Source organism: Oceaniglobus roseus (genome assembly GCF_002869745.1).
Taxonomy (GTDB): Bacteria; Pseudomonadota; Alphaproteobacteria; order Rhodobacterales; family Rhodobacteraceae; genus Oceaniglobus; species Oceaniglobus roseus.
Map to the genome: position 1 here is coordinate 1 of NZ_PNOS01000010.1, position 22,457 is coordinate 22,457.

The following is a 22,457-nucleotide window of genomic DNA, read 5'->3' on the forward strand; positions in this document are numbered from 1 at the left end:
GGCGGCGCCTCGGGCGGTTCGGTGCCCGCGGGCTGCGCCGCCTCGGGCGCCACGTCGGGGCGGGTCAGGGCGGCGAACTGCTCCTCGCTCATCAGCGTGACGTTGGCGACCTCGGGGGGCGGCAGCGGTTCGCTCGAGAACATTCCGCCGAACAGCGCGAAGCCGATCAGCAGAAGGTGCGCGCCTCCCGAGATGTAGTGGCCGGTGTTCACGGGCGGCCCCCTAGTTCCCTGTGCCGGTCTGCGGCGCCGGGTCCGTCCCGTCGAGACGCGGGCCGCCGGAATCAGTGACGAGCCCGATGTTGGAGAAACCCGCCGAATTCAGCGCCCCCATCAGCTGCACCACCCGTTCATAGGGAATGGTGCCGTCGGCGCGCACGAAGACCTTGTCCGACGTCCGCTCGGCCGCGATGGCGCGCAGCTGGGCGATCAGGTCCAGGCTCTCGGTCTCGTTGTTCATCAGCAGGATCCGGCCGTCGCCGGTGAGCGTGATCGTCAGCGGCTCCTCGTTCTCGACCGGCAGCGCCTCGGCGCTGGTCTTCGGCAGGTCGATCGGCACGCCCACGGTCAGCAGCGGGGCGGCCACCATGAAGACGATCAGAAGCACCAGCATCACGTCCACGAAGGGCGTGACGTTGATGTCCGACATAGGCTTCCTGCGGCTCCTGCGGCGCCGACGTCCGCCGCCGCCGCCGCTGTCCTTCGCGATGACCCCTGCCCCCATGTCAGCTGTCCAGCTGGCGCGACAGGATGGTGGCGAATTCGTCGGCGAAGCTTTCGTAGCCGCGCACGATCCGGTCCTGGTCGGACGAGAGCTTGTTGTAGAAGATGACCGCCGGGATCGCCGCCATCAGGCCAAGGCCCGTGGCCAGCAGCGCCTCGGCGATGCCCGGCGCGACGACGGCCAGGTTCGTGTTCTGCGCCTGGGCGATGCCGATGAAGGCGTTCATGATCCCCCAGACCGTGCCGAACAGCCCGACGAAGGGCGCGGTGGACCCGACGGTGGCAAGCAGCGGCAAGCCCCTCTCCAGGCTTTCCGACTCCTTCGCGATGGCGACGTCCATCGACCGGTCGATGCGCGCCTGCGCCCCCGGGATCAGCGCGCCGTCGTTCCTGTGCGAGCGGCGCCATTCGGTCATGCCCGCGGCGAAGACCGACTCCGCCCGCCCCGAGGGGTCGGGACCGATCTTGTCATAAAGTTCGTCCAGCGGCTCGCCCGACCAGAAGGCGGCGTCGAAGCGCGCGGCCTCGCGGCGGGCACGGGCGAAGACGATGTGTTTCTGGATGATGATCGCCCAGGCCCAGAAGGAGGCGAAGATCAGCAACAGCATGACGAGTTTGACCGTCAGCGTCGCGTGGGCGAACATGCCCCACAGCGAGAAGTCGACATCCTGCGCCAGCGCGAGGGTTTCCGTTTCCATATGACCTGCTCTTTTCCGCGGCCGTTCTGTGCCGACCTTCGGAACGCGATTCTATAGTATCGCCGCAAGGATTCCAACGCCCCTCGGATCACAGGCCCGTTTCCCCGCCGATGCCGCCCCCCTCGCCCGGGTCGGATCACCCCAGGCGGGCACGCAGCGGGGCGGGCAGGCGCGCCGCGCGACCGTCCGCGCCGATGGCGGCCAGGGTCACGCGGGCGCGGAACAGTTGCGTATCGCCGCGCAGCACCGACTGGCGCAGGACCAGCCGCGCGCCGGTCGCAGCTTCCAGGGCGGTGGTGACGGTCAGTTCGTCGTCGTACTGCGCCGGGCTCAGGTAATCCGCCTCGATCCGGCGGACGGCGAAGACGATCCCCTCCTCGGCGCGAAGCCGCCGCTGGTCGATGCCGATGCTGCGCACCCATTCGCTGCGTCCGCGCTCGATGAACTTCAGGTAGTTGGCGTAATAGACGATCCCGGCGAGATCCGTGTCCTCGTAGTAGACGCGGCAGATGAATTTGTGGACGGCGTCCTGCATGGCGGTCCCCCTTGGCTGTCCGAGGTGCGTGGGTCGCACGGAGGGCGGGGCGGCTGCAATCCCCGGCGCCTGGCCGCCGCCCGGAGTGCGCGGGCCGTCAGCCCGCCCGGTTCATCCGCGCGAAGAGGCGCAGCGCATGGGACGGGTCGCGCGCGGCTGGCGGCAGGACCGGATCGTAGGCGGCGCGGACCAGGTCGCCGATCTCGGGGCGCAGGATGGTCTGCCCCGATGGCACGGTGGCGAGCGGCGAGCGGGTGGTGAAGGCGGTGTCGGACCACAGCAGGATCGTCTGCACCGCCTGCGACAGCGACAGCGTGTCGGCCGAAACCGAGGACAGGTGATCGTCCATCCGCAGGAACACGAAGGCCGCCTTGATCGCCCCGGCCTCGTCGAAGCGGAAGATGCGGTACTGGTTGGCATCGGCCGCCTTCAGCCGGTCGAGCAGCGGGCCGAGGTCGGGAATCATCCGCTCCAGCCCCGGCACGCCGGTCAGGTCGTCCCAGGCGCGCAGGAAGAAGATCATCAGGTTGGCGCCGAGTTCGGGGTCGGTCTCGGCCATCTTGTGCCCGGCGAGGGTCACAACGGCCTCGATCGCGCCCTTCACCACCGGCAGCGTCTCGTCCTCGACCCCGAAGACCACGGGCACCAACGGCCGCCCCCATCGCGCAAAGGCGAAGCTGCCGTCGGCGCGGGTGAAATGGGCGGTGACGTCCTCGGGGGTCATCGGCCGCGGCCCGGAGCACGGGGGTCTTGCGTAGGATGGGTGATATCACCCATCCTGCCGGCGAGAGGCAGGCAATACGCCATCACAGCGCCGCAGCCACCTCTTCGGAAATGTCGAAGTTGGCGGTGACGGACTGCACGTCGTCGTCGTCCTCCAGCGCCTCGATCAGCTTCATCAGCTTCTGCGCGTTCTCGAGGTCGAGCTCGGTGCGGGTCTGCGGCTTCCAGATCAGCTTCGTCGTCTCGGACTCCCCGAGTTGCGCCTCCAGCGCCGTCGCGACCTCGTTCAGGTCGGTGTCGGCGCAATAGATCCAGTGCCCGTCGTCGTCGCTCTCCACGTCCTCGGCCCCGGCCTCGATCGCGGCCATCATCACGTCGTCGGCGGACCCGGCCGAGGCGGGATACATGATCTCGCCCTTGCGGTCGAACATGAACGACACGCTCCCGGTCTCGCCGAGGTTGCCGCCGTTCTTGGTGAAGGTCGAGCGCACGTTGGACGCGGTGCGGTTGCGGTTGTCGGTCATCGCCTCGACGATCACCGCCACGCCGTTCGGCCCGTAGCCTTCGTAGCGGATCTCGTCATAGTTCTCGGCGTCGCCGCCGACGGCCTTCTGGATCGCCCGCTGGATCACGTCCTTCGGAACCGAGACCGCCTTGGCTTCCTTCACCGCGAGGCGCAGGCGCGGATTCTTGTCGGGATCGGGGTCGCCCATCTTGGCGGCGACCGTGATCTCCTTGCTCAGCTTGGAGAACACCTTCGCACGGGCCGCGTCCTGACGCCCCTTGCGATGCTGGATGTTCGCCCATTTCGAATGGCCTGCCATGGCTCCGACTCTCCCGATCCCGACTGTCGTGATGATGCGCGCCTCTCTAGCGCAAGCCGGGGGGGTGCATCAAGCCTTGCGGCGGGGGGCGCGGGAAGGGGCGTTCAGCGGTCGCTGTCCCAGGCCTGGATCCGCGACATCGCCAGCTGGAACAGGCCGTAGACCAGGGCGACCCCCGGCAGCAGCGCCATCCAGCCGTCGTCGGCCAGGGCGATGCTCGCCACCGCCACGCCGACGAGCATCGCGGTGAGCGTCAGCCCCAGCAGGAAACAGGCGACCGGGCGGCGGAGATGCATCAGCGCCTCTCCGAGGCCGAGGCGCTGGCGCGCGTAGTCGGGAATGTAGTTGGCCTCAGACATCGGAACCTCTCAGGCAGGCGCGCATCAGCAGCAGGCTGGCACAGACAAGCGGGATCATCGCGACAAGACCGTGGCTCAGGTGGACGGGATCGGCCCGCAGGACCGCGACTGCCAGGATGGCCAACGCGGTGAACAGGACTGTACCGAGAACGAGCGGCAGAGCAGAGCGGCGGGTCATGTCGGTTCTCCATCTGGATGCAACCTCAGGGTGTTTTTGAATCGTGTCGGAATCCGGGCAAGGATAAGGCGCGGCCGGATTTGCCGCGAGAATCCTGACCGACAGGACAGGTCAGCCTAAAAAATGGGCAAAAAACCTGACTTTTGAGACAGGTGGCCAGGCCGCCTCAGGGCGGAACCTGACCCATAAGTCAGGTTTACGCGCCGAATGGGCACAATCCGCCCTGGATCACCGCATTGTCGCGGCGTTGGGGCCGGACCGGGCGAATCGCCAGTCGGAGAGAAAACGCCGAGTCGCCTTTCCAGACCGTTAATCGTCCGCCTCCGCCTTTGCTCCCCGGGGCGCCGCCGCTAGAGTGGCGAAAAACGAACCGTATGAGGATCGGCAGTCATGTCCATTTCACGACGCAACGTCACGCTGGGTCTCGCGCTGTCCGCGCTTTCGGCCTGCGGTGCCGCGCCGCGTTTCTCCGGTCCCGCGGCCGGCGGCCCCGACCCGGCCTTCCTGCCCCAGCCGAACCCGGGCTGGGACGCCTGGGTCGCGGGCTTCAAGGGGCGCGCCGCCGCCCGCGGGATCGCGCCCGCCACCCTCGACACCGCCTTCCGCGGCGCGGGCTTCCTGCCCGGCGTGATCGAGCGCGACAGGAACCAGACCGAGTTCAAGCGCTCGCTCGAGGATTACCTCTCCATCGCCGCCAGCGACGAACGGGTGGCGAAGGGCCGCGCCAACTATGCCCGCTACCGCGGCCTGCTGAACGAGATCGAGGCGCGCTACGGCGTTTCCGCCGCCATCGTCACCGCCGTCTGGGGGCTCGAAAGCATGTACGGCGAGCGGCGGGGCACGGTGCCGGTCGTCTCCGGCCTCTCCACCCTCGCCTACGAGGGCCGGCGGGGCGAGTTCTTCGAGAACCAGCTGATGGCGGCGCTGAAGATCCTGCAGAACGGCGACACGACGCCCGCCAACATGACCGGCAGCTGGGCCGGGGCGATGGGCCACACGCAGTTCATCCCCGCGTCCTACCTGGGCTATGCCGTCGACTTCCGCGGCGACGGGCGGCGCGACATCTGGAGCGAGGATCCCACCGACGCGCTGGCCTCCACGGCCAACTACCTCTCCCGCTCCGGCTGGCGGCGGGGCGAGGCATGGGGCGGCGAGACCGGCAGCCCCGGCGCCGCCGTCGGCGGGCGGACGCTCCAGCCGCAGGCGGGCGGTCCGGTCTTCGTCGTCGGGCGCAATTTCGGGGTCATCAAGCGCTACAACAACTCCGACGCCTATGCGATCGGCGTCGGCCACCTCGCCGACCGGATCGCCGGGGCGGGACCGCTCCGGGGCACCTTCGGGCCGGACGAGAACGGGCTCACCAAGGCCGACCGGCAGGAGCTCCAGAACCGCCTGACCCGCGCGGGATATGATACCGGCGGCACGGACGGGGTGATCGGGACGAACAGCCGCGCGGCGATCTCGGCCTACCAGCAGGCCCGCGGCATGGCGGTGACGGGCGAACCCTCGGTCGCGCTGCTCGCCAGCCTGCGCTGAGGCCGCCGCAGCGCGTCACGGCGCGCCGAGGGGCGGCGGGGCCCCGTCCCCGCCGAAGCGGGGATGGGGAACAGGGCGTGGCGCGGAACGCGCCGCCTTGAAATCGGTCCTGCCGGATCAGACGCCCCCCGGCAGGCCGAAGGCGGCGTTCTCCAGCGACAGGACCGTGGTGCCCCCGCCCTCGGTCCTGACCAGCACCCGGCGCGGGGCGAGGCGGCCCGCGGGCAGCTCCACCCGGTAGGGCAGCAGGTGCGGGCAGCCCTGGAGCGTGCCGCTCCACTGCCGCGCGGCGCCGGGTCGGATCGCGACGCAGAGGCTCGCGTCGGAGAACTGCACCGTCACCGTGTCGCGGTAGAGAATCGCCTGGCGCGGCGCGGCCCCGCCCCCTCCGGTCGCGGACGCCGGGACCGGCGCGGAGCGCGGCGCCGCCCCGCAGCCCGCCAGCGCGGCGCAGAGCAGAAGGAGGCCGAGCCGCCTCACAGCGGCCAGATCAGCGGGATGGTCACGCATGCGGTCAGCCCCAGCAGGATGTTGAGCGGGATGCCAACCCGCAGGTAATCGGTGAACTTGTACCCCCCCGGCCCGTAGACCAGCGTGTTCGTCTGGTATCCGATGGGGGTCGAGAAGGCCGCCGAGGCCGCGAACATCACCGCCACCACCAGCCCCCGCGGGTCGAGCCCGAGGGCATTGCCAAGCTCGATGGCGATGGGGGTGAAGATCACCCCGATGGCGTTGTTGCTAACCATCTCGGTCAGGGTCGAGGCGATCAGGTAGAGGCAGAGGATCACCGCCACCGGCGGCAGGTGTTCGAGCCATGGCTCCAGGGCGCCCACCAGCAGTGTCACCGCGCCGGTGGACTGCATCGCCGCGCCCACGGCGAGCATCGCGAAGATCAGCGCCAGAAGCCGCCCCTCGACGAAGGAGAAGGCCTCGTCGGCGTCGATGCAGCGGCTGAGCAGGATCACCGTCACCGCCACCACCGCCAGCGCGAAGATCGGCGCGATGCCGAGCGCGGCGAGGATCACCACCCCGGTCAGCGCGCCGATGGCGACGGGCGCCTTGTTGCGCCGATAGGCCAGGTCCGAGGGCCTCGCGATGTCGACGAGGTCCATGTCGGCGGCGAGGCGCTGGATGTCGGCGGGCGCGCCTTCGAGGAGCAGCGTGTCGCCGACCCGCACCACCACGTCGTCGAGCTGCCGCCCGATGTTCTGGTTCCGCCGGTGCACCGCGAGCGGATAGACCCCGTAGCGCCGACGCAGGCGCATCGAGCCCAGCGAGCGGCCCACCATCCGCGCGCCCGGCGTGATCAGCACTTCCACCGTGTCGGTCTGCACCGAGGACAGCTTGTCGACCGAGCGCAGGTCGGCGCTCTGCTGCATGCCCAGCAGCTCGGCCATCTCGGTCCTCAGCACCACCCGGTCCCCGGCCTCCAGCGTCACGTCGGGGAACTGGCGGCGCAGCGAGGCGTCGCCGCGCAGCACGTCGATCACCCGCACGCCCTCGCGCTTGAACAGGTCCGCCTCCATCACCGGCTTGCCGATCAGAGAGGAGGATTCGGGCAGCGCGACCTCGGTGAAGTACTTCATCTTCCGCCGGTCGCCGAGCATCGCCACCATGGTCTGCCGCTCGGGCAAAAGGCGGCGCCCGACGATGGCCATGTAGGCGCCGCCGATGCAGACCTGCAGGATCCCGAGCGGCGCGATCTCGAAGATCGAGAAGCCTTCCATCCCGGACTGCCGCGCCACGCCGTCGACAAGGAGGTTGGTGGAGGTGCCGATCAGCGTGATCGTGCCGCCGAGGATCGCGGCATAGCTGAGCGGGATCAGCAGTTTCGAGGGCGAGATGCCCATGCGCTTGGCCAGTTGCACGAAGACCGGGATCATCACCACGACCACGGGCGTGTTGTTCATGAAGGCCGAGCCGGCGGCGACGATCACCAGCGACATCACGATGGTGCGGCGCGGCGCGCTCTCGGCCTGCCGGTCCGCCTGTTCGGTCAGCCATTGCAGCGCGCCGGTCCTGACCAGCCCGCCCATGATCAGGAACATCGCGGCGATGGTCCAGGGCGCCTGGTTCGAGAACACGGCGATGGCGTCGTCGTAGGGCAGCAGGCCGAGGACGAACATCAGCGACGCGCCCGCGATGGCGACCACCTCGGTCGGATAGGTCTCGCGCGCGAACATCACGAACATCACCACGACGACCACGAAGCACAGGATCGCCTGCGTCATCGGGTCGAAGCTGAAATAGGTCATCGTTCGCGCATCTCCGGGCCGGGCAGGCCGTCGGCGACCATATCCGCCCGGCCCGACCGATCAAGCCCTCGATGTCGCGCGCCACCGCCGGGTGTGTCTTCGAGGTCCGGCAGGCGCGGGCGCGGCTGGACCAGGAACAGGCCGGCGAACATCACCGCCACCGCCGCCCAGATCCAGCCCGTGTAGCGCTCGCCGAGCAGCGCCATGGCCCAGAGCAGCCCCGCCGCGGTCACGAGGTAGCTGACCTGCGCCGCGAAGACCGCGCCGGCCCGCCCGACGAGCCAGACATAGGTGGTGTAGACGACGGCGTGGATCACGGCCGAGACCAGGATCGCCACCTCGGGCGGACCCGGATCGGCCAGCGGGTTCACCCACTGGCCCGTGACGACCGCCAGCGGCAGCGCCACGACGGCCCCCGCGATGGAGGCGCCGAGCAGCACCTCCACGGGGTCGAGCCCGTGGGTGCCCCAGCGGCTGACGACGTTGCCTTCCAGCGCATAGAACAGCGGCGCGACCAGCGCGAGCGGCAGGAACACCGCCATCGCCGGGTCGGGCAGCGCCGTTTCCGGCGCGGCCAGCAGGATCACCCCCGTCGCCCCCAGCAGCAGGCCGAGGAGGCGCGCCTTCGAGAAGCCCTCGTTGCGCATCGCGAGTGCCACCGGGAAGGCGAACATCGGCACCAGGGACAGGAGGATCGAGATCACGCCCGAGGGCAGGTGCCGGATCGCGGCGTAGGAGGCCGAGTTCGGCAGCACCGTCCCGATCAGCGCGATCAGCAGGTAGAAGCCCACCTGCCGCCGCCCGCCCGGCAGTCCCCGCCCCCGCACCGCCTGCACCGTGCCGAGGATCAGCGCGCCAAGCGTCAGCTGCCAGAAGATCAGCCCCAGCGGCTGGTGCCCGGTCGAGACCGCGATCTTGCCCAGCGGCTGCGTCGCCCCCCAGCCGATGCCGAGCAGCACCAGAACGCCCATCAGTTCCAGGGTCTCGCGCCGCATCGTCCTGCCTTTCGGGTGTGGTTTCCGGAACCCCTGCCGCAATCGGCCGGCGGGGGCAAGGGTGCGGGCCGATGTGCGGACGGGGCCGGGGGCTTGGCGGCCCGCGGCGGATCGGCGTAGACTGGCGGCAGCGGAGCGGGAGAAGGCAGATGTCGGGTTTCGTTCAATGCACGGTCCTTGTCCTTGCCCTGGGCCTTCCACCCGGCCCCGGTACGGCGCAGACGGAGCTTCCCGCCGCGCTCCAGCCCGACGCGATCCGCGCCGCCTATGCCGCGGCGGTCGAGGATACGGACCCCCTGCCCCCGCTCGCCCTTGCCGCGCTGGTGGCCGCGGAGGACCGAGATTTCTTCGACCGCCCACCCGCGGCCTCGACCATCTCGCTGGCGATCGCCGCCTGGTATCCCGACCCCTCGGCGGACCGCCTGTCGCGGATGGCGGCCGGCATCGCCATCGGCACCACGCTCAACTGGGAAGAGATCCTCGACTGGTACGCCCGGCGCGTGTTCTTCGGCCAGGGCTGCTTCGGGATCGAGGGCGCGGCGCGCGCCTATTTCGGGCGCGAGATCGGGGAGCTCGGCCCCGGAGACTTCGCCTTCCTCGCGGCCCTGCCGAAGGCCCCTGCCCGCTTCCATCCGGTGCGCGACCTCGCCCGCGCGACCGGGCGGCGCGACTTCGTGCTGGGCGAGATGGTGAAGACCGGCGCCCTGGACGCGGAGGAGGCGGAGGCGGCGCGGGCGCAGCCGCTCGGGACGCTGGCGGTGCCCGGAACCTGCGCGCGCTGAGGGGGCGCCCGGCCTGCGACTTTCGGAAAGGGGTCAGCCGCGCAGTTGCGACAGGGCGGCAAGGGCCACGACCAGCAGCATCGACGCCGCCATGGCGACGTTGATCGCCCGCTGGGTGCGCGGCGGCAGGTCCAGCCGGTTCAGCGCGATCCCGAGCCAGAGCCAGCCGAGGTGGATCGGCACCCAGATCAGGTTCAGGATCAGGAACTTCGCCGCCATCTCGGCCCCGGGACTGCCCGGCAGGAAGGGAAAGCCCGAGAACAGCGCCGTGTTGACCGCATAGGCCTTGGGATTGATCGCCTGCAGCATCAGCCCGCCGACGATGCCAGGGGGCCGCTCGGCCTCGATGAAGGCGAGGCGGGCGCCCGCGAAGGCGATCCTCAGCGCGAGGTAAAGCAGGTAGCAGGTGGAGGCGACGACCAGCAGCGTGCGGATCGCGGGCGCCGCCAGCAGAGCCGCCGCCAGCCCGCTGACCACCGCCAGGGCAACGAGGTTGGTGCCGATGAACAGCCCCAGCACATAGCGCATCCCGGCCCGCGCCCCGAACCCCGCCCCGACCCCCGCGGTGGACAGGACGCCGGGGCCGGGTGTCACGATCAGGAAGAAGACGGCGGCGGCGAAGGTCAGCATCGCCCGGTGTCCGTGCGGGCGCCTCGGGTCACTGGCGCCGTCCCGCGACCCAGACACCGGCGATGGCGCGGTCGTCGCCCATCATGATCGTCGGGAACACCGCTTCCCAGATGTCCGCCGCCCGGTCCGCCCGCTGCGCGATGGCGGGGGTCGAGGCGAGGTCGAGCGCGACGAGGTCGGCCTCGGACCCCGCGGCCAGCGTGCCGACGCGATCCGCCATGTGCATCGCCCGGGCCGAGCCTTCTGTCGCGAGCCACAGAAGCTGCGCGGGATGCAGCGGCGTGCCGCGCAGCTGGCCGATCTCGTAGGCCGCGGCCATGGTCCGCAGCATCGAGAAGGACGACCCGCCCCCCACGTCCGTCGCCAGCGCCACCGGGAGGCCGCGCGCCTTAAGCCCCGCCATGTCGAACAGGCCCGAGCCGATGAAAGTGTTCGAGGTCGGGCAATGGACCAGCGCCGCCCCGGCCTCGGCCAGCCGGTCGACCTCGCGCGGGGCAAGGTGGATGGCGTGGCCGAACAGCGCCCGCTCGCCCAGCAGGTCCGCCGATTCGTAGGTGTCGAGATAGTCGCGCGCCTGCGGGTGCAGGTCCTTCACCCAGGCGATCTCGTCCAGCTGCTCCGAGAGGTGGGTCTGCATCAGGCAGTCCGGATGCTCGCGCCAGAGCGCACCGAGCGCGTGCAGCTGCTCGCGGCTCGACGTCGGCGTGAAGCGCGGCGTGATCGCGTATTCCAGCCGCCCCCGCCCGTGCCAGCGCCGAAGCAGCGCCTTGCTGTCGTCATAGGCCGACTGCGCGGTGTCGCAGAGCCCTTCGGGCGCGTTCCGGTCCATGCAGGTCTTGCCCGCCACCGCGCGCAGCCCCCGCTCCGCCGCCTCGGCGAAGAAGGCCTCGACGCTGACCGGATCGGAGGTGGCGAAGGAGCAGACGGTGGTGGTGCCGTTCGCCAGCGTCAGGTCGAAGAACCGCGCCGCGATCGCGGCGGCATAGTCCGGGTCGGACAGGCGCATCTCTTCGGGGAAGGTATAGCTGTTCAGCCAGTCGATCAGCCGCTTGCCCCAGCTCGCGATGATCCCAGTCTGGGGGAAGTGCACGTGGGCGTCGACGAACCCCGGCAGCAGCAGCGCCTCGCCCATGTCGCGGACCGGCACCTGCGGGTGCGCCGCGCGCAGCGCGTCGGCGGCGCCGGTGGCGCGGATCGTCCCGCCCTCGACCAGCACCGCGCCGCGGCGTTCGTGGCGCACCGCCTCGTCCGGCGGGACGGCGAAGGGATCGGCGTGGAACGGCAGCAGCTGACCGAGGATCAGCTGCGCGGGAGCGGTGGACAGGGGGGAGGGAGCGGCGGACATTCCCCTTCCTACGGCGGCCCCGAAGCAAGGTAAATTCCCCTTATCCGCTGGCCGCACCCCCTGCCCTGCCCTATGGTCCGCGCAACGCCAGACAGGGGAGATCCGCATGAGCGATCAGGACGTCGTCACCGAGGAGAGAGAGGACGAGGACGACGCCTATGCGCTGGACCAGAAGACGGTCGCGGCGATCCTGGAGGCGGTCGAGAACGGCGACGCGGCCGAGCTGACGCGGCTGATGGAGCCGCTGCACGCCGCCGACATCGCCGACCTCCTGGAACAGATCGACAGTTCCGACCGGCGCGCGCTCATCACGCTCTACGGCAAGGAGTTCGACGGCGAGATCCTGTCCGAGCTCGACGAGTCGATCCGCGAGGACGTGATCTCGGCCCTGTCGCCACAGGTGCTGTCGGACGCCGTGCGCGAAATGGAATCCGACGACGTCGTCGACCTGCTGGAAGACCTCGAGAAGCCGCAGCAGGACGCGATCCTCGAGGTGCTGGAGGCCGCCGACCGCCTCGCCGTCGAGCGCGCGCTGTCCTTCCCGGAATACTCCGCCGGCCGCCTGATGCAGCGCGAGGTGGTGATGGCGCCCGAGCACTGGACCGTGGGCGAGGCCATCGACTACATGCGGAACAAGGACGACCTGCCCGACCAGTTCTATCATCTCATCCTCGTCGACCCGCGGCTGCGTCCCACCGGCTATGTCGCGCTCGGCAAGCTGATGGCGGCGCGGCGCGACACGAAGCTGACCGACCTGCTGGAGACGAGCTTCCGCACCTTCGACGTGGACGAGGAGGAGGGCGACGTCGCCTATGCCTTCAACCAGTACCACCTGATCTCGGCCCCGGTGGTGGACGACGACGGGCGCCTTGTCGGCGTCATCACCATCGACGACGCGATGATCGTGCTGGACGAGGAGCACGAGGAGGACATCCTGCGCCTCGCCGGGGTCGGCGACGAGAGCCTGTCGGACAGCACCCTGACGATCGTGCGCCAGCGCTTTCCATGGCTCGCCATCAACCTCGGCACCGCGATCCTGGCCTCGGCCGTGATCGCGCAGTTCGAATCGACCCTCGCCGCGGTGGTGGCGCTGGCGGTGCTGATGCCCATCGTGGCCTCGATGGGCGGCAACGCGGCGACCCAGACGATGACCGTGGCCGTGCGCGCGCTCGCCACCCGCGACCTGACGCGGTCGAACGCGCTCAGGGTGATCCGGCGGGAACTGGTGGCGGGGTTCCTGAACGGCTGCGTCTTCGCGGTGCTGATGGGGGCGATCGGCATGGTCTGGTTCGGCACGCCGATGCTGGGCATCGTCCTCGGCGCGGCGATGATCATCAACCTCGTCGTGGCGGGGCTGGCCGGGGTGCTGGTGCCGCTGACGCTGGAGAAGGTGGGCGTCGATCCCGCGCTCGCCTCCGGGGCCTTCGTGACCACGGTGACGGACGTCGTCGGCTTCTTCGCCTTCCTCGGCCTCGCCGCCTTCCTGCTGATCTGAGGCCGCGATGGCACAGGAAACCCCCGAACCCGCAGACGACCCGGCCGCCGACCTCGCCGCCGCCAAGGCCCTGGCCCGCACCGCGGCCCATGCCCGCCGCAAGGCGGCCTTCGCCGCGCGTCCCGCCGATTCCTGCCGCCACCTGTCGGACATCCTCCGGCAGCACCGCGGCAGGCCGCTTTCGGGCTACCTGCCGATCCGGACCGAGATCGACCCGCTTCCGGCGATGGCCGAGGCCGCGCGCCACGGGCCCGTCGGCGTGCCGGTGATCCCGGGGCGCGACATGCCGCTGCGCTTCGCCCGCTGGACGCCGGACACGCCCCTGGTCCCCGGTCCGTTCGGCGCCATGGTCCCCGAGGCCCCCGAGTGGATGGTGCCCGGGATCCTGATCGTCCCGCTCCTCGCCTTCACCGCCACGGGCGCGCGGCTGGGCTACGGCGGGGGCTTCTACGACCGCACGCTCGAGGTTCTGCGCGCCGGGCGGCCGACGCTTGCCATCGGCTTCGCCTTCGCGGCACAGGAGGCGGAGCGCCTGCCCTTCGATCCGAACGACCAGCCGCTGGATCACGTCGTGACCGAGCGGGGCGTCCTCACGCCGGAGTAGCGGGCACGCTTCGCCGCCGCGTATCGAATGACGGGCGGCGCCCCCTCACCCCCCTGCCCCCCTCTCCCGAGGGAGAGGGGGGATCCCTGGCGGGGGTCTCGCCGCGACGGGCTCAGTAGCTGTGTTCGGCGTAGATCCGCTTCAGGTCGCCCTGCCAGGGGCCGTCGTATTCCGCCAGCAGCTCGTCGGCGGGGGTGCGCCCCGTCTCGACCGATTCCTTCAGCGCGTTCAGGAAATGCGTCTCGTCCGGGACGAGGCCACCCGCGCCGGGACGGGCACGGGCCTTGAGCCCCGCCTCGGCGATCGCCACCGCCTCTCGGGCGAGGTCGTGCATCGACAGCTCGCCGACCTTCGCCTGGAGCCCCTGTTCCGAGGCGGCGACGCGCAGCGCCTCGCGGGTCCCGGCGTCCCAGCCCTTCACCATGTCCCAGGCGGCGTCGAGGCTGCCCTGGTCGTACATCAGGCCCACCCAGAAGGCCGGGAGCGCGCACAGCCGCCGCCATGGGCCGCCGTCCGCGCCGCGCATCTCGATGAACTTCTTGATCCGCGCCTCGGGGAACAGGGTCGTCAGGTGGTCGGCCCAGTCCGACAGGGTCGGCGTCTCGCCGGGCAGCGCGGGCAGCTCGCCCTTCAGGAAGTCGCGGAACGACTGGCCGAGGGCGTCGATGTACCTTCCGTCGCGGTAGACGAAGTACATCGGCACGTCGAGCGCGTACTCGGCCCAGCGTTCGAACCCGAAGCCCGCGTCGAAGACGAAGGGCACCATCCCGGTGCGGGCGTCGTCGAGGCTGCGCCAGACGCGGGAGCGCCAGGACTTGTGACCGTTCTTCTTCCCTTCGAAGAACGGCGAGTTGGCGAAAAGCGCGGTGGCGACGGGTTGCAGCGCGATGGCGACGCGCAGCTTCTGGACCATGTCGGCCTCGGACGAGAAGTCGAGATTCACCTGCACGGTGCAGGTGCGGCGCATCATCTGGGTGCCGTGGGTGCCGACGCGGCCCATGTAGCTGTCCATCAGCTTGTAGCGGCCCTTGGGCATCAGCGGCATCTGCTCGTGCGTCCATTCCGGCGCGGCGCCGAGGCCGATGAAGCCGACGCCGATCTCGTCGGCCACCGACTTCACCTCGCGCAGGTGCTCGTTCACCTCGTCGCAGGTCTGGTGGATCGTCTCGACCGGGGCGCCGGAAAGCTCCAGCTGGCCGCCCGGTTCGAGGCTGACGTTGGCGCCGTCCTTCTCCAGTCCCAGCAGTTTTCCCGCCTCGGTCACGGGCTTCCAGCCGAAGCGGTCCCTCAGGCCCGCGAGGACGGCGTGGATCGAGCGTTCCCCCTCGTAGGGCAGCGGCAGCAGCGTGTCCTTGCAATAGCCGAACTTCTCGTGCTCGGTGCCGATGCGCCAGGCGTCCTTCGGCTTGCAGCCCGAGGCCATGTAGTCGGCGAGCTGCGCGAAGTTCTCGATCGGGCCGCCGCCGGACTGGGGGATGGACATGGGCGAGGTCTCCGGATCGTTTGGGCGCAGGGAACCCGAGGGTTGGAAGGATTTTCCGGCCTTGTCAATGCAGCCTAAGGCGGGGCTTCTGCCAGATGACGAACAGGCCGTGTGCGCGGCTGTTGCCCGCCTCGATCGCCCGCGCATAGTCGACGCCGGGCAGCGGCGCGAGGGCGTCGAACAGGGCCGACGCGTTCTCGGCGTCGCCCGGGATGGTCAGGGGCGGCGCGCCGTCCGCGTGCAGGATCCAGTCCATCCCCGCCGGGCCCTTCCGGCGGCCGTGGCGGCGGACCTCGATCCGCGCAAGGCTGTCGATCGAGACGGCGCCGCCGCTCTCGGGGCCGAAATAGGTGATCTGGCGCTCGGTCACCTCGACCATCCCCGCGCCGCCGCCCCCCGCGGGGAAGCGGGCGCGCCGGATGCCCTGGATCAGCATGCCGGCCCCGAGCAGCGCGAGCGCCGCGCCGATGGGGCGCAGGAGGCCGGTGCCGCCGGTGAGCCAGCCGAGGCCCGGAACCAGCAGCACGCCGCCGACGATGGCATCGCGCCAGCGGTGGAGGGCCGCGCGGGCCTCGGGGCGCAGGAAGCCGGTCACGGGGTGGCGCCCTGCGGGCCGTCGAAGAGGACGAGGGCGAAATCCTCGCCCCGCGTGAAGCCGAGGGCGCGATAGACGCTGGCGGCGGCTTCGGAGGCGGCGAAGAGGACGGCGCGGGCGGCGCCCGCCCCTCGCGCCTCGGCCAGGTGGAGGGCGAGCGCGCGGGCGGCGTGGCCGCGGCGGCGCAGCTCCGGCGGGGTGAAGACGCCGCCGACCTGCACGGCGTCGCGCCAGCGGGTGTTGAAGCCGGTCATCGCGACGGGGGCGCCGTCGCGGCAGAGCAGGCGGTGGCTGTCCTGTTCGATGTAGTGGGCGATGTCCTGGGCCGCTTTGGCCTGGGCCTCGTCGGCGGGGGTGCCGAGGACTTCGACGTGATAGGCGGCACGCCACTCGGTGGCGAGGGCGACGTTGGCCGCGTCGATGGGGTGCAGGGTTGCCCGGGTCGTGTCGGGCAAGATGAGGTCGGAGAGGTCGATCATGTAGCCCTGTTCATCCTCGCCCACCCGCGTGGGCGCGGTGTCGAGGGCGAATGCGCGGAGCGTGGCGCGGACCTGCGTGGCCTCGCCCGCTGCGCCGATGAAGGGCCCGAGGAAGACTTCGCGGAGGGCCTGCCAGTCGGTCTCCATGAGCGGGGGGACCTGCGGCAGGATCATCCCCTCGTTGGTGACGGCGAAGACGGCGTCGACCTTTGGCGACCTTCGCAGCAGGACGTTCAGCGCGCGCGGGTGGCCGCCGCCAAGCCCGTGGGCTGCGAGATTGCCCAAGGGAAACATCGAGGTTTGGAGGCGGGCGGAGAGGAAGGCCTCGATCTCCGGCACGTCGGCCCCGGTGGCGGCGTGCCAGCTCATCGCCAGTCCCCGAGCGTGGTCTGCCAGAGGGTCAGCGCCGCGACCGCGGCGGTATCGGCGCGCAGGATCCGGGGGCCGAGGCTGACCGGCGTCGCGAAGGGCAGCCCGTGGAGGCGGGCGCGCTCAGGGTCCGAGAAGCCGCCTTCGGGGCCGATCAGGATGGCCCAGGGGCCGGGCTTGGCGGCGGCCAGGCGGGCGGGTTCGCCGGTGAGGGATTCGTCGCAGAACATCAGGCGGCGGCCCTCGGGCCAGCGGTCAAGCAGCGCGGAGAGCTTCGCGAGCTCGGCCACCTCCGGAACGTATGTCGCGCCGCACTGCTCGGCGGCCTCGACGGCGTGGGCCTGGAGGCGGTCCTGGCGGATGCGCTCGGAATTGGTGAAGTCGGTCTGGACGGGACAGATCCGCGCCGCCCCCATCTCGACCGCCTTCTCGACGATGAAATCGGTGCGGGCCTTCTTGATCGGCGCGAACAGCAGCCAGAGGTCGGGGGGCGGCACCATGGGCGCGGTCCGCTCGACCACTGCAAGGGTGCCATTGCGCTTGTGGGCGCGGGCCACCTCGGCGGAAAAGGCGCCGTCGCGGCCGTTGAACAGCGTCACCGGCGCCCCCTCGGCCAGCCGCATCACGCCGAAGAGATAGTGCGCCTGGGCGTCGCTCAGGGCAACCGATTGCCCCGGAGACAGGGGCTGGTCTACAAACAGCCTGATCTTCGCAGCCAAGGAACCGCTCCATGTCCGACACATCGGGGACACCTGAAGGACAGGTGGCCGACGCCGTCAAGGGCAACTGGGTCGACCGGCTGGCCCCGGCGGCCGCCCGCCCCTACCTGCGCCTGTCCCGCGCCGACCGGCCCATCGGCACCTGGCTGCTGCTCCTGCCCTGCTGGTGGGGGCTGCTCCTGGCCACCGCGATGACCGGGGAGTTCGGGCTCTCGGACCTCTGGATCGCGGTCGGCTGCGCCATCGGCGCCTTCCTGATGCGCGGCGCGGGCTGCACCTGGAACGACATCACCGACCGCCACATCGACGGGTCGGTGGCGCGGACTCGGTCGCGGCCGATCCCCTCGGGGCAGGTCGGGGTGAAGGGGGCGCTGGTCTGGCTGGTGGCGCAGTCGCTGCTGGCGTTCTGCATCCTGCTGACCTTCAACCTCGCCGCCATCGCCCTCGGCATCGGCTCACTGGCGCTGGTCTGCATCTATCCCTTCGCCAAGCGGTTCACCTGGTGGCCGCAGGTGTTCCTGGGCCTCGCCTTCAACTGGGGCGTGCTGCTGGCATACACGGCCCATACCGGCAGCCTCGGCTGGCCGGCGGTGCTGCTGTATCTCTCGGGGATCGCCTGGACGCTGTTCTACGACACGATCTATGCCCACCAGGACGCCGAGGACGACGCGCTGATCGGGGTGAAGTCCACCGCGCGGCTGTTCGGCGAGCGCTCGCCGGTCTGGCTGCGCCGGTTCCTCGTCGCCACGGTGCTGCTGATGAGCGCGGCGGTGATCCTCGCGCTCGCCGGCCCGGCGAACCCGCTGACGCTCGCGCTGGCGCTCGGCGCGCCCTGGGCGATGGGCTGGCACCTGGCCTGGCAGCTCGGGCGGCTCGACACCGGCGATCCGGACCTCTGCATGCGGCTGTTCCGGTCGAACCGCGACGCGGGGCTGATCGCTGCGCTGTTTCTCGCGCTATCACAGCTGGTTTGATTGCCCCCCCGGGCGGGCAGCAGTAAAGACGGCCCGATGATCGACAGAAGATCAGAGCCACCGGAGCCCCGGATGAGACTGTCCTCCTACCTTCCCGCCGTGTTCGCCTTCACCATCGCCGCCGTCGTCAGCATCTTCTCGGCCAGCTTCGCGGTCGAGCAGATCGAGCGGACCTCGGTCCAGCAGGTCACGACGGCGATGCGGGACAAGGGATACGACTGGGTCACCGTCTCGGCCAACGGGTTGCAGGTGGGGCTGGCGGGCACGGCCCCGGACGAGGCCAGCCGCTTCCGCGCGCTGACCGTGGCCAACAACATCGTCGATTCGGCGCGGGTCATCGACGGGCTGGAGGTGGCCGCGGCCGAGAAGATCGACGCGCCGCACTTCTCGATCGAGATCCTGAAGAACGGCACCGGGGTGTCGCTGATCGGCCTTGTCCCGGCCGCGACCGACCGCGCCGCGCTGATGGACCGGATCCTTGCGATCAAGGGCGCGGGCCAGGTGTCGGACCTGCTGGAGACCGCCGACTTCCCCGCCCCCGACGGCTGGGAGCACGCCGTCGCCTACGGCATCCGCGCGCTCGAGCGGCTGGGCCGCGCGAAGGTGTCGATCGCTGCGGACCAGGTGACGGTCAGCGCGATCTCGGACAGCCGGCTGCACAAGAAGCAGCTCGAGACCGACCTCACCTCGGTGAAGCCCGCGGGGCTGGAACTGGTGCTCGACATCGCGGCGCCGCGGCCCGTCATCACCCCCTTCACCCTGCGTTTCCTGATCGACGGCGACGGCGCACGGTTCGACGCCTGCTCGGCCGCGACCGAGCAGGGGCGCGCCCGCATCGTCGCCGCCGCGCTCGCCGCCGGTGTGCCCGAGCCGGTGGACTGCACCATCGGCCTCGGCGTGCCGAGCCCGGACTGGCCGAAGGCGGCCGAGGCGTCGATCCAGGCGCTGGCCGCGCTCGGCGCCGGATCGGTCACGCTCTCGGACGTGGACGTGACGCTGGTCGCCGACGAGAACGCCACCCAGGCCGATTTCGATGCCGCCGTCGGCCAGCTGGAAGGCGCCCTGCCCGCCGCCTTCTCGCTGACCTCGGTGCTGCCCGAGAAGGCCGAGCAGCAAAGCGCCGAGGGCAAGGGCCCGCCCGAGTTCACCGCCACCAAGGGTGACAAGGGCATGGTGAAGCTCTCGGGCCGGATCCGCGACGACCGCGCCCGCACCGTGGTGACGAGCTTTGCCCGCGCGCGGTTCGGCATCGAGAAGGTCGAGGACAGCCTGCGCTCGGACGAGGCCCTGCCCGACGGCTGGTCGCCGCGGATCCTCGCGGCGCTGAAGGCGCTGGTGCAGCTGAACAGCGGTTCGATCGTCGTGAAACCCGACGTGGTCGAGGTGAAGGGAGTCAGCGGCAACCCCGACGCCCGCGCCGACGTCACGCGGATCCTCGGTGACCAGCTGGGCGCCCAGGGCAAGTTCAAGCTCGACATCCGCTACGACAAGAAGCTCGACCCGGTGCTGGGCCTGCCGACGCCCGAGGAATGCGTCGACCAGATCAACCAGGTGCTGGCGGCGCGCAAGATCACCTTCGCCCCCGGCTCGGCCGAGATCGACGCCGACGCGCGCGAGACGGTGGACAAGATCGCCGAGCTGCTGCGCACCTGCGACGACGTGCAGATGGAGATCGGCGGCTATACCGACAGCCAGGGCCGCGAGGTGATGAACCAGCAGCTGAGCCAGGCGCGGGCCGAGTCGGTGCTGACCGCGCTCGCCGCGCGGCGGGTGGCGACGGCGAACCTGACCGCCGTCGGCTTCGGCGAGGAGCGCCCGATCGCCACCAACGAGACCGAGGAAGGGCGCGAAGCCAATCGACGGATCGAGTTCAAGCTGATAGTGCCCGAGGGCGCCGAGACCGCGGCCTCCGACGCCGGGACACCGGAGGGGGGCGACGGGGCGGACGCCGCCGCAGCGGACGCCGGAACCGGCGACGCCCCGGCGGCGGAAGGCAGCGGCGACGAAGACACGATCACGGGCGGCGCGGGGACGGCAAATGAACAGAACTGAATTCATCATCGCGACCGCGATCGTCCTGTTCGTCGCCTTCATGCTGGGCTGGTTCGCCAGCTGGCTGGTCCACCGCCTGTCCCGCGTCAGCCAGAGCGACATCGGCGAACTCGACAACCTCGCCCAGCAGCTCCACGAGGCCGAGCAGACCCGCGACGAGGCCATCGCCTATGTCCAGAGCCGCGAGGCGGAGATGAACAACCAGCTGGCCCAGACCGAGGCCGAGCTGCGCGCCGCCATGGAGGGCCTGCGCGACGCCCGCCACGAGGCGGAGGAGCTGCGCGACTATATCGAGCGGGTGAACCAGAACGTCTGAGCGCACGCCCGGCCCGGCGAGGGCGGCGCGGGGGGCTGGCCGGGGATGGCTCCGGCGGGGATTTTCTGAAGCAAGGATGGGGGCGTCGGCCCCCCGGGGCCCGACGCTGCGGATCGGGCCGAGGCGGGAGCACGGTCGCCGCCACGACCGTCCCGCCAGTCATCAAACTGTCAACAAGCGCCTCTATCGGGAGTACCGTTCTGGGTGCCGCCATCGCGCGGTGCCCGTCAGAGAAATGGGGACACCGATGAAGAACACGATTTCCGCCTCCGTCGCGGCGCTGCTGGCCGCCGGGGCCGTGAACGCGCAGGACCTGCCGCAGGCCTCGAACCAGTGGTTCGCCAACGGCCAGGCCGCGATCCAGGAGCGTCTTGCGCGCCAGCCGAACACCGGCCGCGCGAAGAACATCATCCTGCTGGTGGCCGACGGCAACGGCGTCGGCACCAACTATGCCACGCGGATCTTCATGGGCCAGCAGGCCGGGGGCCTCGGCGACGATTTCGTCCTGCCCTACGAGGCGTTCCCGAACCTGGCGCTGGTGAAGACCTACTCGACCAACGGCCAGACGCCCGATTCGGCACCCACCGCGGCCGCGATGAACTCGGGCGTGAAGACGAAGAACGACCTGATCAACATCATGGACAGCGTCGCCGTCGGCGATTGCGAGGCGGGCGCCAAGGCCGGCACGAAGACCTTCGCCGAGATCGTGTCGGAGGAAGGCAAGTCGGTGGGCGTGATCTCGACCGCGCGGATCACCCACGCGACCCCGGCGGCCGTCTATGCCCGCACCGTGAACCGCGACTGGGAGGACAACTCGCTGGTGCCCGAGGGCTGCGCCCAGAAGGACATCGCGATGCAGCTGTTCGACCAGATGCAGGCCGGGGTGATCGACCTCGCCATGGGCGGCGGGCGGCGCCACTTCATCCCCGAGGACGTGACCGACGCGGAAGGCAAGACCGGCAAGCGCACCGACGGGCGCAACCTGGCGCAGGAGATCGTCGACATGGGCGGCGCCTATGTCCAGACCGAGGACGAGTTCCTGGCGATGCAGGCCCCCGGCAACGCGCCGATCCTGGGCCTGTTCGAACCCTCGCACATGATGTACGAGGCCGACCGCTCGGGCGAGCCGTCGCTGGCCGAGATGACCGAGGCCGCGATCAAGGCGCTGTCGGGCAACGAGAACGGCTACTACCTCGAGATCGAGGCCGGCCGGGTCGACCACGCCAACCACGACGGCAACCTCGCCCGCACCGTGCGCGACGGCGTCGCCTTCGCCGAGGCCGTCGCCAAGGCGGACGAGCTGACCGACGACGCCGACACGCTGATCATCGTCACCGCCGACCACGAGCACGCCATCGCCTTCAACGGCTACTGCGGCCGCGGCTCGGACATCCTGGGGCTCTGCATGGGCATAGACGAGGCGGGCGAGAAGAACACCGGCGAGCCGCTGCTGGGCGCCAACGGCAAGCCCTACACCGTCGCGGGCTTCCTGAACGGCGCCGGGTCGGTGCTGAAGGAGCAGGCGGACGGCAGCTATTCCGGCAGCTATCCCGAGCTGACCCAGGAGCAGGCGACCGACCTCGACTTCCTCCAGCCCGCGCTGGTGCCGATGTCGTCCGAGACCCACTCGGGCGAGGACGTGGCGGTCTATGCCAAGGGGCCCTGGGCGCACCTGTTCAACGGCGTGATCGAGCAGAACGAGATCTTCCACGTGATGAACTACGCCGCCAACCCGAAGTAGGGGCGGCCTTGCAACCGAAGGGGCCGCGGCGCGATCCGCGGCCCCTGC

Annotated in this window: 24 protein-coding genes and 1 pseudogene; 8 read left to right on the forward strand and 17 right to left on the reverse strand. The window is 70.5% G+C overall.

Annotation, left to right across the window (positions count from 1 at the left end):
* The 8 genes and pseudogenes from A7B20_RS06790 to A7B20_RS06825 all read right to left on the reverse strand — a co-directional run.
* A pseudogene (locus A7B20_RS06790) lies at positions 1-212 on the reverse strand (energy transducer TonB); the annotation flags it as partial.
* Positions 213-222: 10 nt separating this feature from the next.
* Positions 223-723 carry a protein TolR gene (gene tolR, locus A7B20_RS06795; RefSeq protein ID WP_102107813.1) on the reverse strand — a complete coding sequence of 167 codons (501 nt, stop codon included), beginning with the start codon at positions 721-723 and terminating at the stop codon, positions 223-225.
* 1 nt (position 724) lies between these two features.
* Positions 725-1,420: a protein TolQ gene (gene tolQ, locus A7B20_RS06800; RefSeq protein WP_102107814.1), complete on the reverse strand. Its 696-nt coding sequence runs from the start codon at positions 1,418-1,420 to the stop codon at positions 725-727.
* A gap of 136 nt (positions 1,421-1,556) precedes the next feature.
* On the reverse strand, positions 1,557-1,955 hold the full coding sequence (ybgC, locus tag A7B20_RS06805) for a tol-pal system-associated acyl-CoA thioesterase (protein WP_102107815.1): 399 nt from the start codon (positions 1,953-1,955) through the stop codon (positions 1,557-1,559).
* 97 nt (positions 1,956-2,052) lie between these two features.
* A complete protein-coding gene (locus tag A7B20_RS06810) occupies positions 2,053-2,679 on the reverse strand; it encodes a hypothetical protein (protein ID WP_102107816.1) in 627 nt (208 codons plus the stop codon).
* 82 nt (positions 2,680-2,761) lie between these two features.
* A complete protein-coding gene (locus A7B20_RS06815; protein ID WP_102107817.1) occupies positions 2,762-3,502 on the reverse strand; it encodes a YebC/PmpR family DNA-binding transcriptional regulator in 741 nt (246 codons plus the stop codon).
* 104 nt (positions 3,503-3,606) lie between these two features.
* Positions 3,607-3,861 carry a hypothetical protein gene (locus A7B20_RS06820; RefSeq protein WP_102107818.1) on the reverse strand — a complete coding sequence of 85 codons (255 nt, stop codon included), beginning with the start codon at positions 3,859-3,861 and terminating at the stop codon, positions 3,607-3,609.
* Entirely contained in the window at positions 3,854-4,039 is a 186-nt protein-coding gene (locus A7B20_RS06825; protein ID WP_102107819.1) for a hypothetical protein, read from the reverse strand. The genes A7B20_RS06820 and A7B20_RS06825 overlap by 8 nt, the downstream gene beginning before the upstream one ends.
* Positions 4,040-4,429: 390 nt before the next feature.
* Between A7B20_RS06825 and A7B20_RS06830 the strand changes: the two genes are divergently transcribed.
* On the forward strand, positions 4,430-5,575 hold the full coding sequence (locus A7B20_RS06830) for a lytic murein transglycosylase (protein ID WP_102107820.1): 1,146 nt from the start codon (positions 4,430-4,432) through the stop codon (positions 5,573-5,575).
* Positions 5,576-5,692: 117 nt separating this feature from the next.
* On the opposite strand, the gene A7B20_RS06835 is transcribed toward A7B20_RS06830, so the two are convergent.
* The 3 genes from A7B20_RS06835 to A7B20_RS06845 are packed head-to-tail and all read right to left on the reverse strand — an operon-like array spanning position 5,693 to position 8,825.
* Positions 5,693-6,085, reverse strand: a complete 393-nt coding sequence (locus tag A7B20_RS06835) for a hypothetical protein (RefSeq protein WP_157937617.1) — start codon at positions 6,083-6,085, stop codon at positions 5,693-5,695.
* A complete protein-coding gene (locus A7B20_RS06840; RefSeq protein ID WP_102107822.1) occupies positions 6,052-7,830 on the reverse strand; it encodes an SLC13 family permease in 1,779 nt (592 codons plus the stop codon). Before A7B20_RS06840 ends, A7B20_RS06835 begins: the two co-directional genes overlap by 34 nt.
* Entirely contained in the window at positions 7,827-8,825 is a 999-nt protein-coding gene (locus A7B20_RS06845; protein ID WP_102107823.1) for a DMT family transporter, read from the reverse strand. Before A7B20_RS06845 ends, A7B20_RS06840 begins: the two co-directional genes overlap by 4 nt.
* A 149-nt stretch (positions 8,826-8,974) precedes the next feature.
* Between A7B20_RS06845 and A7B20_RS06850 the strand changes: the two genes are divergently transcribed.
* Positions 8,975-9,607, forward strand: a complete 633-nt coding sequence (locus A7B20_RS06850) for a transglycosylase domain-containing protein (protein ID WP_157937618.1) — start codon at positions 8,975-8,977, stop codon at positions 9,605-9,607.
* A 33-nt stretch (positions 9,608-9,640) separates the two neighbouring features.
* On the opposite strand, the gene A7B20_RS06855 is transcribed toward A7B20_RS06850, so the two are convergent.
* Both A7B20_RS06855 and guaD read right to left on the reverse strand, forming a co-directional pair.
* The gene (locus tag A7B20_RS06855) at positions 9,641-10,237 is read right to left on the reverse strand and encodes a LysE family translocator (protein WP_102107825.1); all 597 of its coding nucleotides are present in this window, start codon (positions 10,235-10,237) and stop codon (positions 9,641-9,643) included.
* A gap of 28 nt (positions 10,238-10,265) precedes the next feature.
* A complete protein-coding gene (gene guaD / locus A7B20_RS06860) occupies positions 10,266-11,582 on the reverse strand; it encodes a guanine deaminase (RefSeq protein ID WP_102107826.1) in 1,317 nt (438 codons plus the stop codon).
* Between the two features lie 106 nt (positions 11,583-11,688).
* Between guaD and mgtE the strand changes: the two genes are divergently transcribed.
* Entirely contained in the window at positions 11,689-13,077 is a 1,389-nt protein-coding gene (gene mgtE, locus A7B20_RS06865; RefSeq protein WP_102107827.1) for a magnesium transporter, read from the forward strand.
* Positions 13,078-13,084: 7 nt separating this feature from the next.
* On the forward strand, positions 13,085-13,681 hold the full coding sequence (locus A7B20_RS06870; RefSeq protein WP_102107828.1) for a 5-formyltetrahydrofolate cyclo-ligase: 597 nt from the start codon (positions 13,085-13,087) through the stop codon (positions 13,679-13,681).
* 112 nt (positions 13,682-13,793) lie between these two features.
* On the opposite strand, the gene A7B20_RS06875 is transcribed toward A7B20_RS06870, so the two are convergent.
* From A7B20_RS06875 to A7B20_RS06890, 4 genes are all read right to left on the reverse strand, one after another.
* A complete protein-coding gene (locus tag A7B20_RS06875; RefSeq protein WP_102107829.1) occupies positions 13,794-15,164 on the reverse strand; it encodes a glutamate--cysteine ligase in 1,371 nt (456 codons plus the stop codon).
* A 64-nt stretch (positions 15,165-15,228) separates the two neighbouring features.
* Positions 15,229-15,759, reverse strand: a complete 531-nt coding sequence (locus tag A7B20_RS06880; RefSeq protein ID WP_102107830.1) for a hypothetical protein — start codon at positions 15,757-15,759, stop codon at positions 15,229-15,231.
* A complete protein-coding gene (locus tag A7B20_RS06885; RefSeq protein ID WP_102107831.1) occupies positions 15,756-16,607 on the reverse strand; it encodes a GNAT family N-acetyltransferase in 852 nt (283 codons plus the stop codon). Before A7B20_RS06885 ends, A7B20_RS06880 begins: the two co-directional genes overlap by 4 nt.
* Positions 16,604-17,326, reverse strand: coding sequence for a 16S rRNA (uracil(1498)-N(3))-methyltransferase (locus A7B20_RS06890; protein ID WP_102107832.1), 723 nt, complete (start codon positions 17,324-17,326; stop codon positions 16,604-16,606). The genes A7B20_RS06885 and A7B20_RS06890 overlap by 4 nt, the downstream gene beginning before the upstream one ends.
* 11 nt (positions 17,327-17,337) lie before the next feature.
* Between A7B20_RS06890 and ubiA the strand changes: the two genes are divergently transcribed.
* The 4 genes from ubiA (at position 17,338) to A7B20_RS06910 (ending at position 22,409) form a co-directional block, all read left to right on the forward strand.
* Positions 17,338-18,300 carry a 4-hydroxybenzoate octaprenyltransferase gene (gene ubiA, locus A7B20_RS06895; RefSeq protein WP_102107833.1) on the forward strand — a complete coding sequence of 321 codons (963 nt, stop codon included), beginning with the start codon at positions 17,338-17,340 and terminating at the stop codon, positions 18,298-18,300.
* 72 nt (positions 18,301-18,372) lie between these two features.
* Complete coding sequence (locus A7B20_RS06900; protein ID WP_102107834.1) at positions 18,373-20,352, forward strand: OmpA family protein; 1,980 nt, start codon at positions 18,373-18,375, stop codon at positions 20,350-20,352.
* Positions 20,339-20,668: a hypothetical protein gene (locus A7B20_RS06905; protein ID WP_102107835.1), complete on the forward strand. Its 330-nt coding sequence runs from the start codon at positions 20,339-20,341 to the stop codon at positions 20,666-20,668. Before A7B20_RS06900 ends, A7B20_RS06905 begins: the two co-directional genes overlap by 14 nt.
* Before the next feature lie 247 nt (positions 20,669-20,915).
* The gene (locus tag A7B20_RS06910; RefSeq protein WP_102107836.1) at positions 20,916-22,409 is read left to right on the forward strand and encodes an alkaline phosphatase; all 1,494 of its coding nucleotides are present in this window, start codon (positions 20,916-20,918) and stop codon (positions 22,407-22,409) included.
* Positions 22,410-22,457 lie beyond the last annotated feature (48 nt).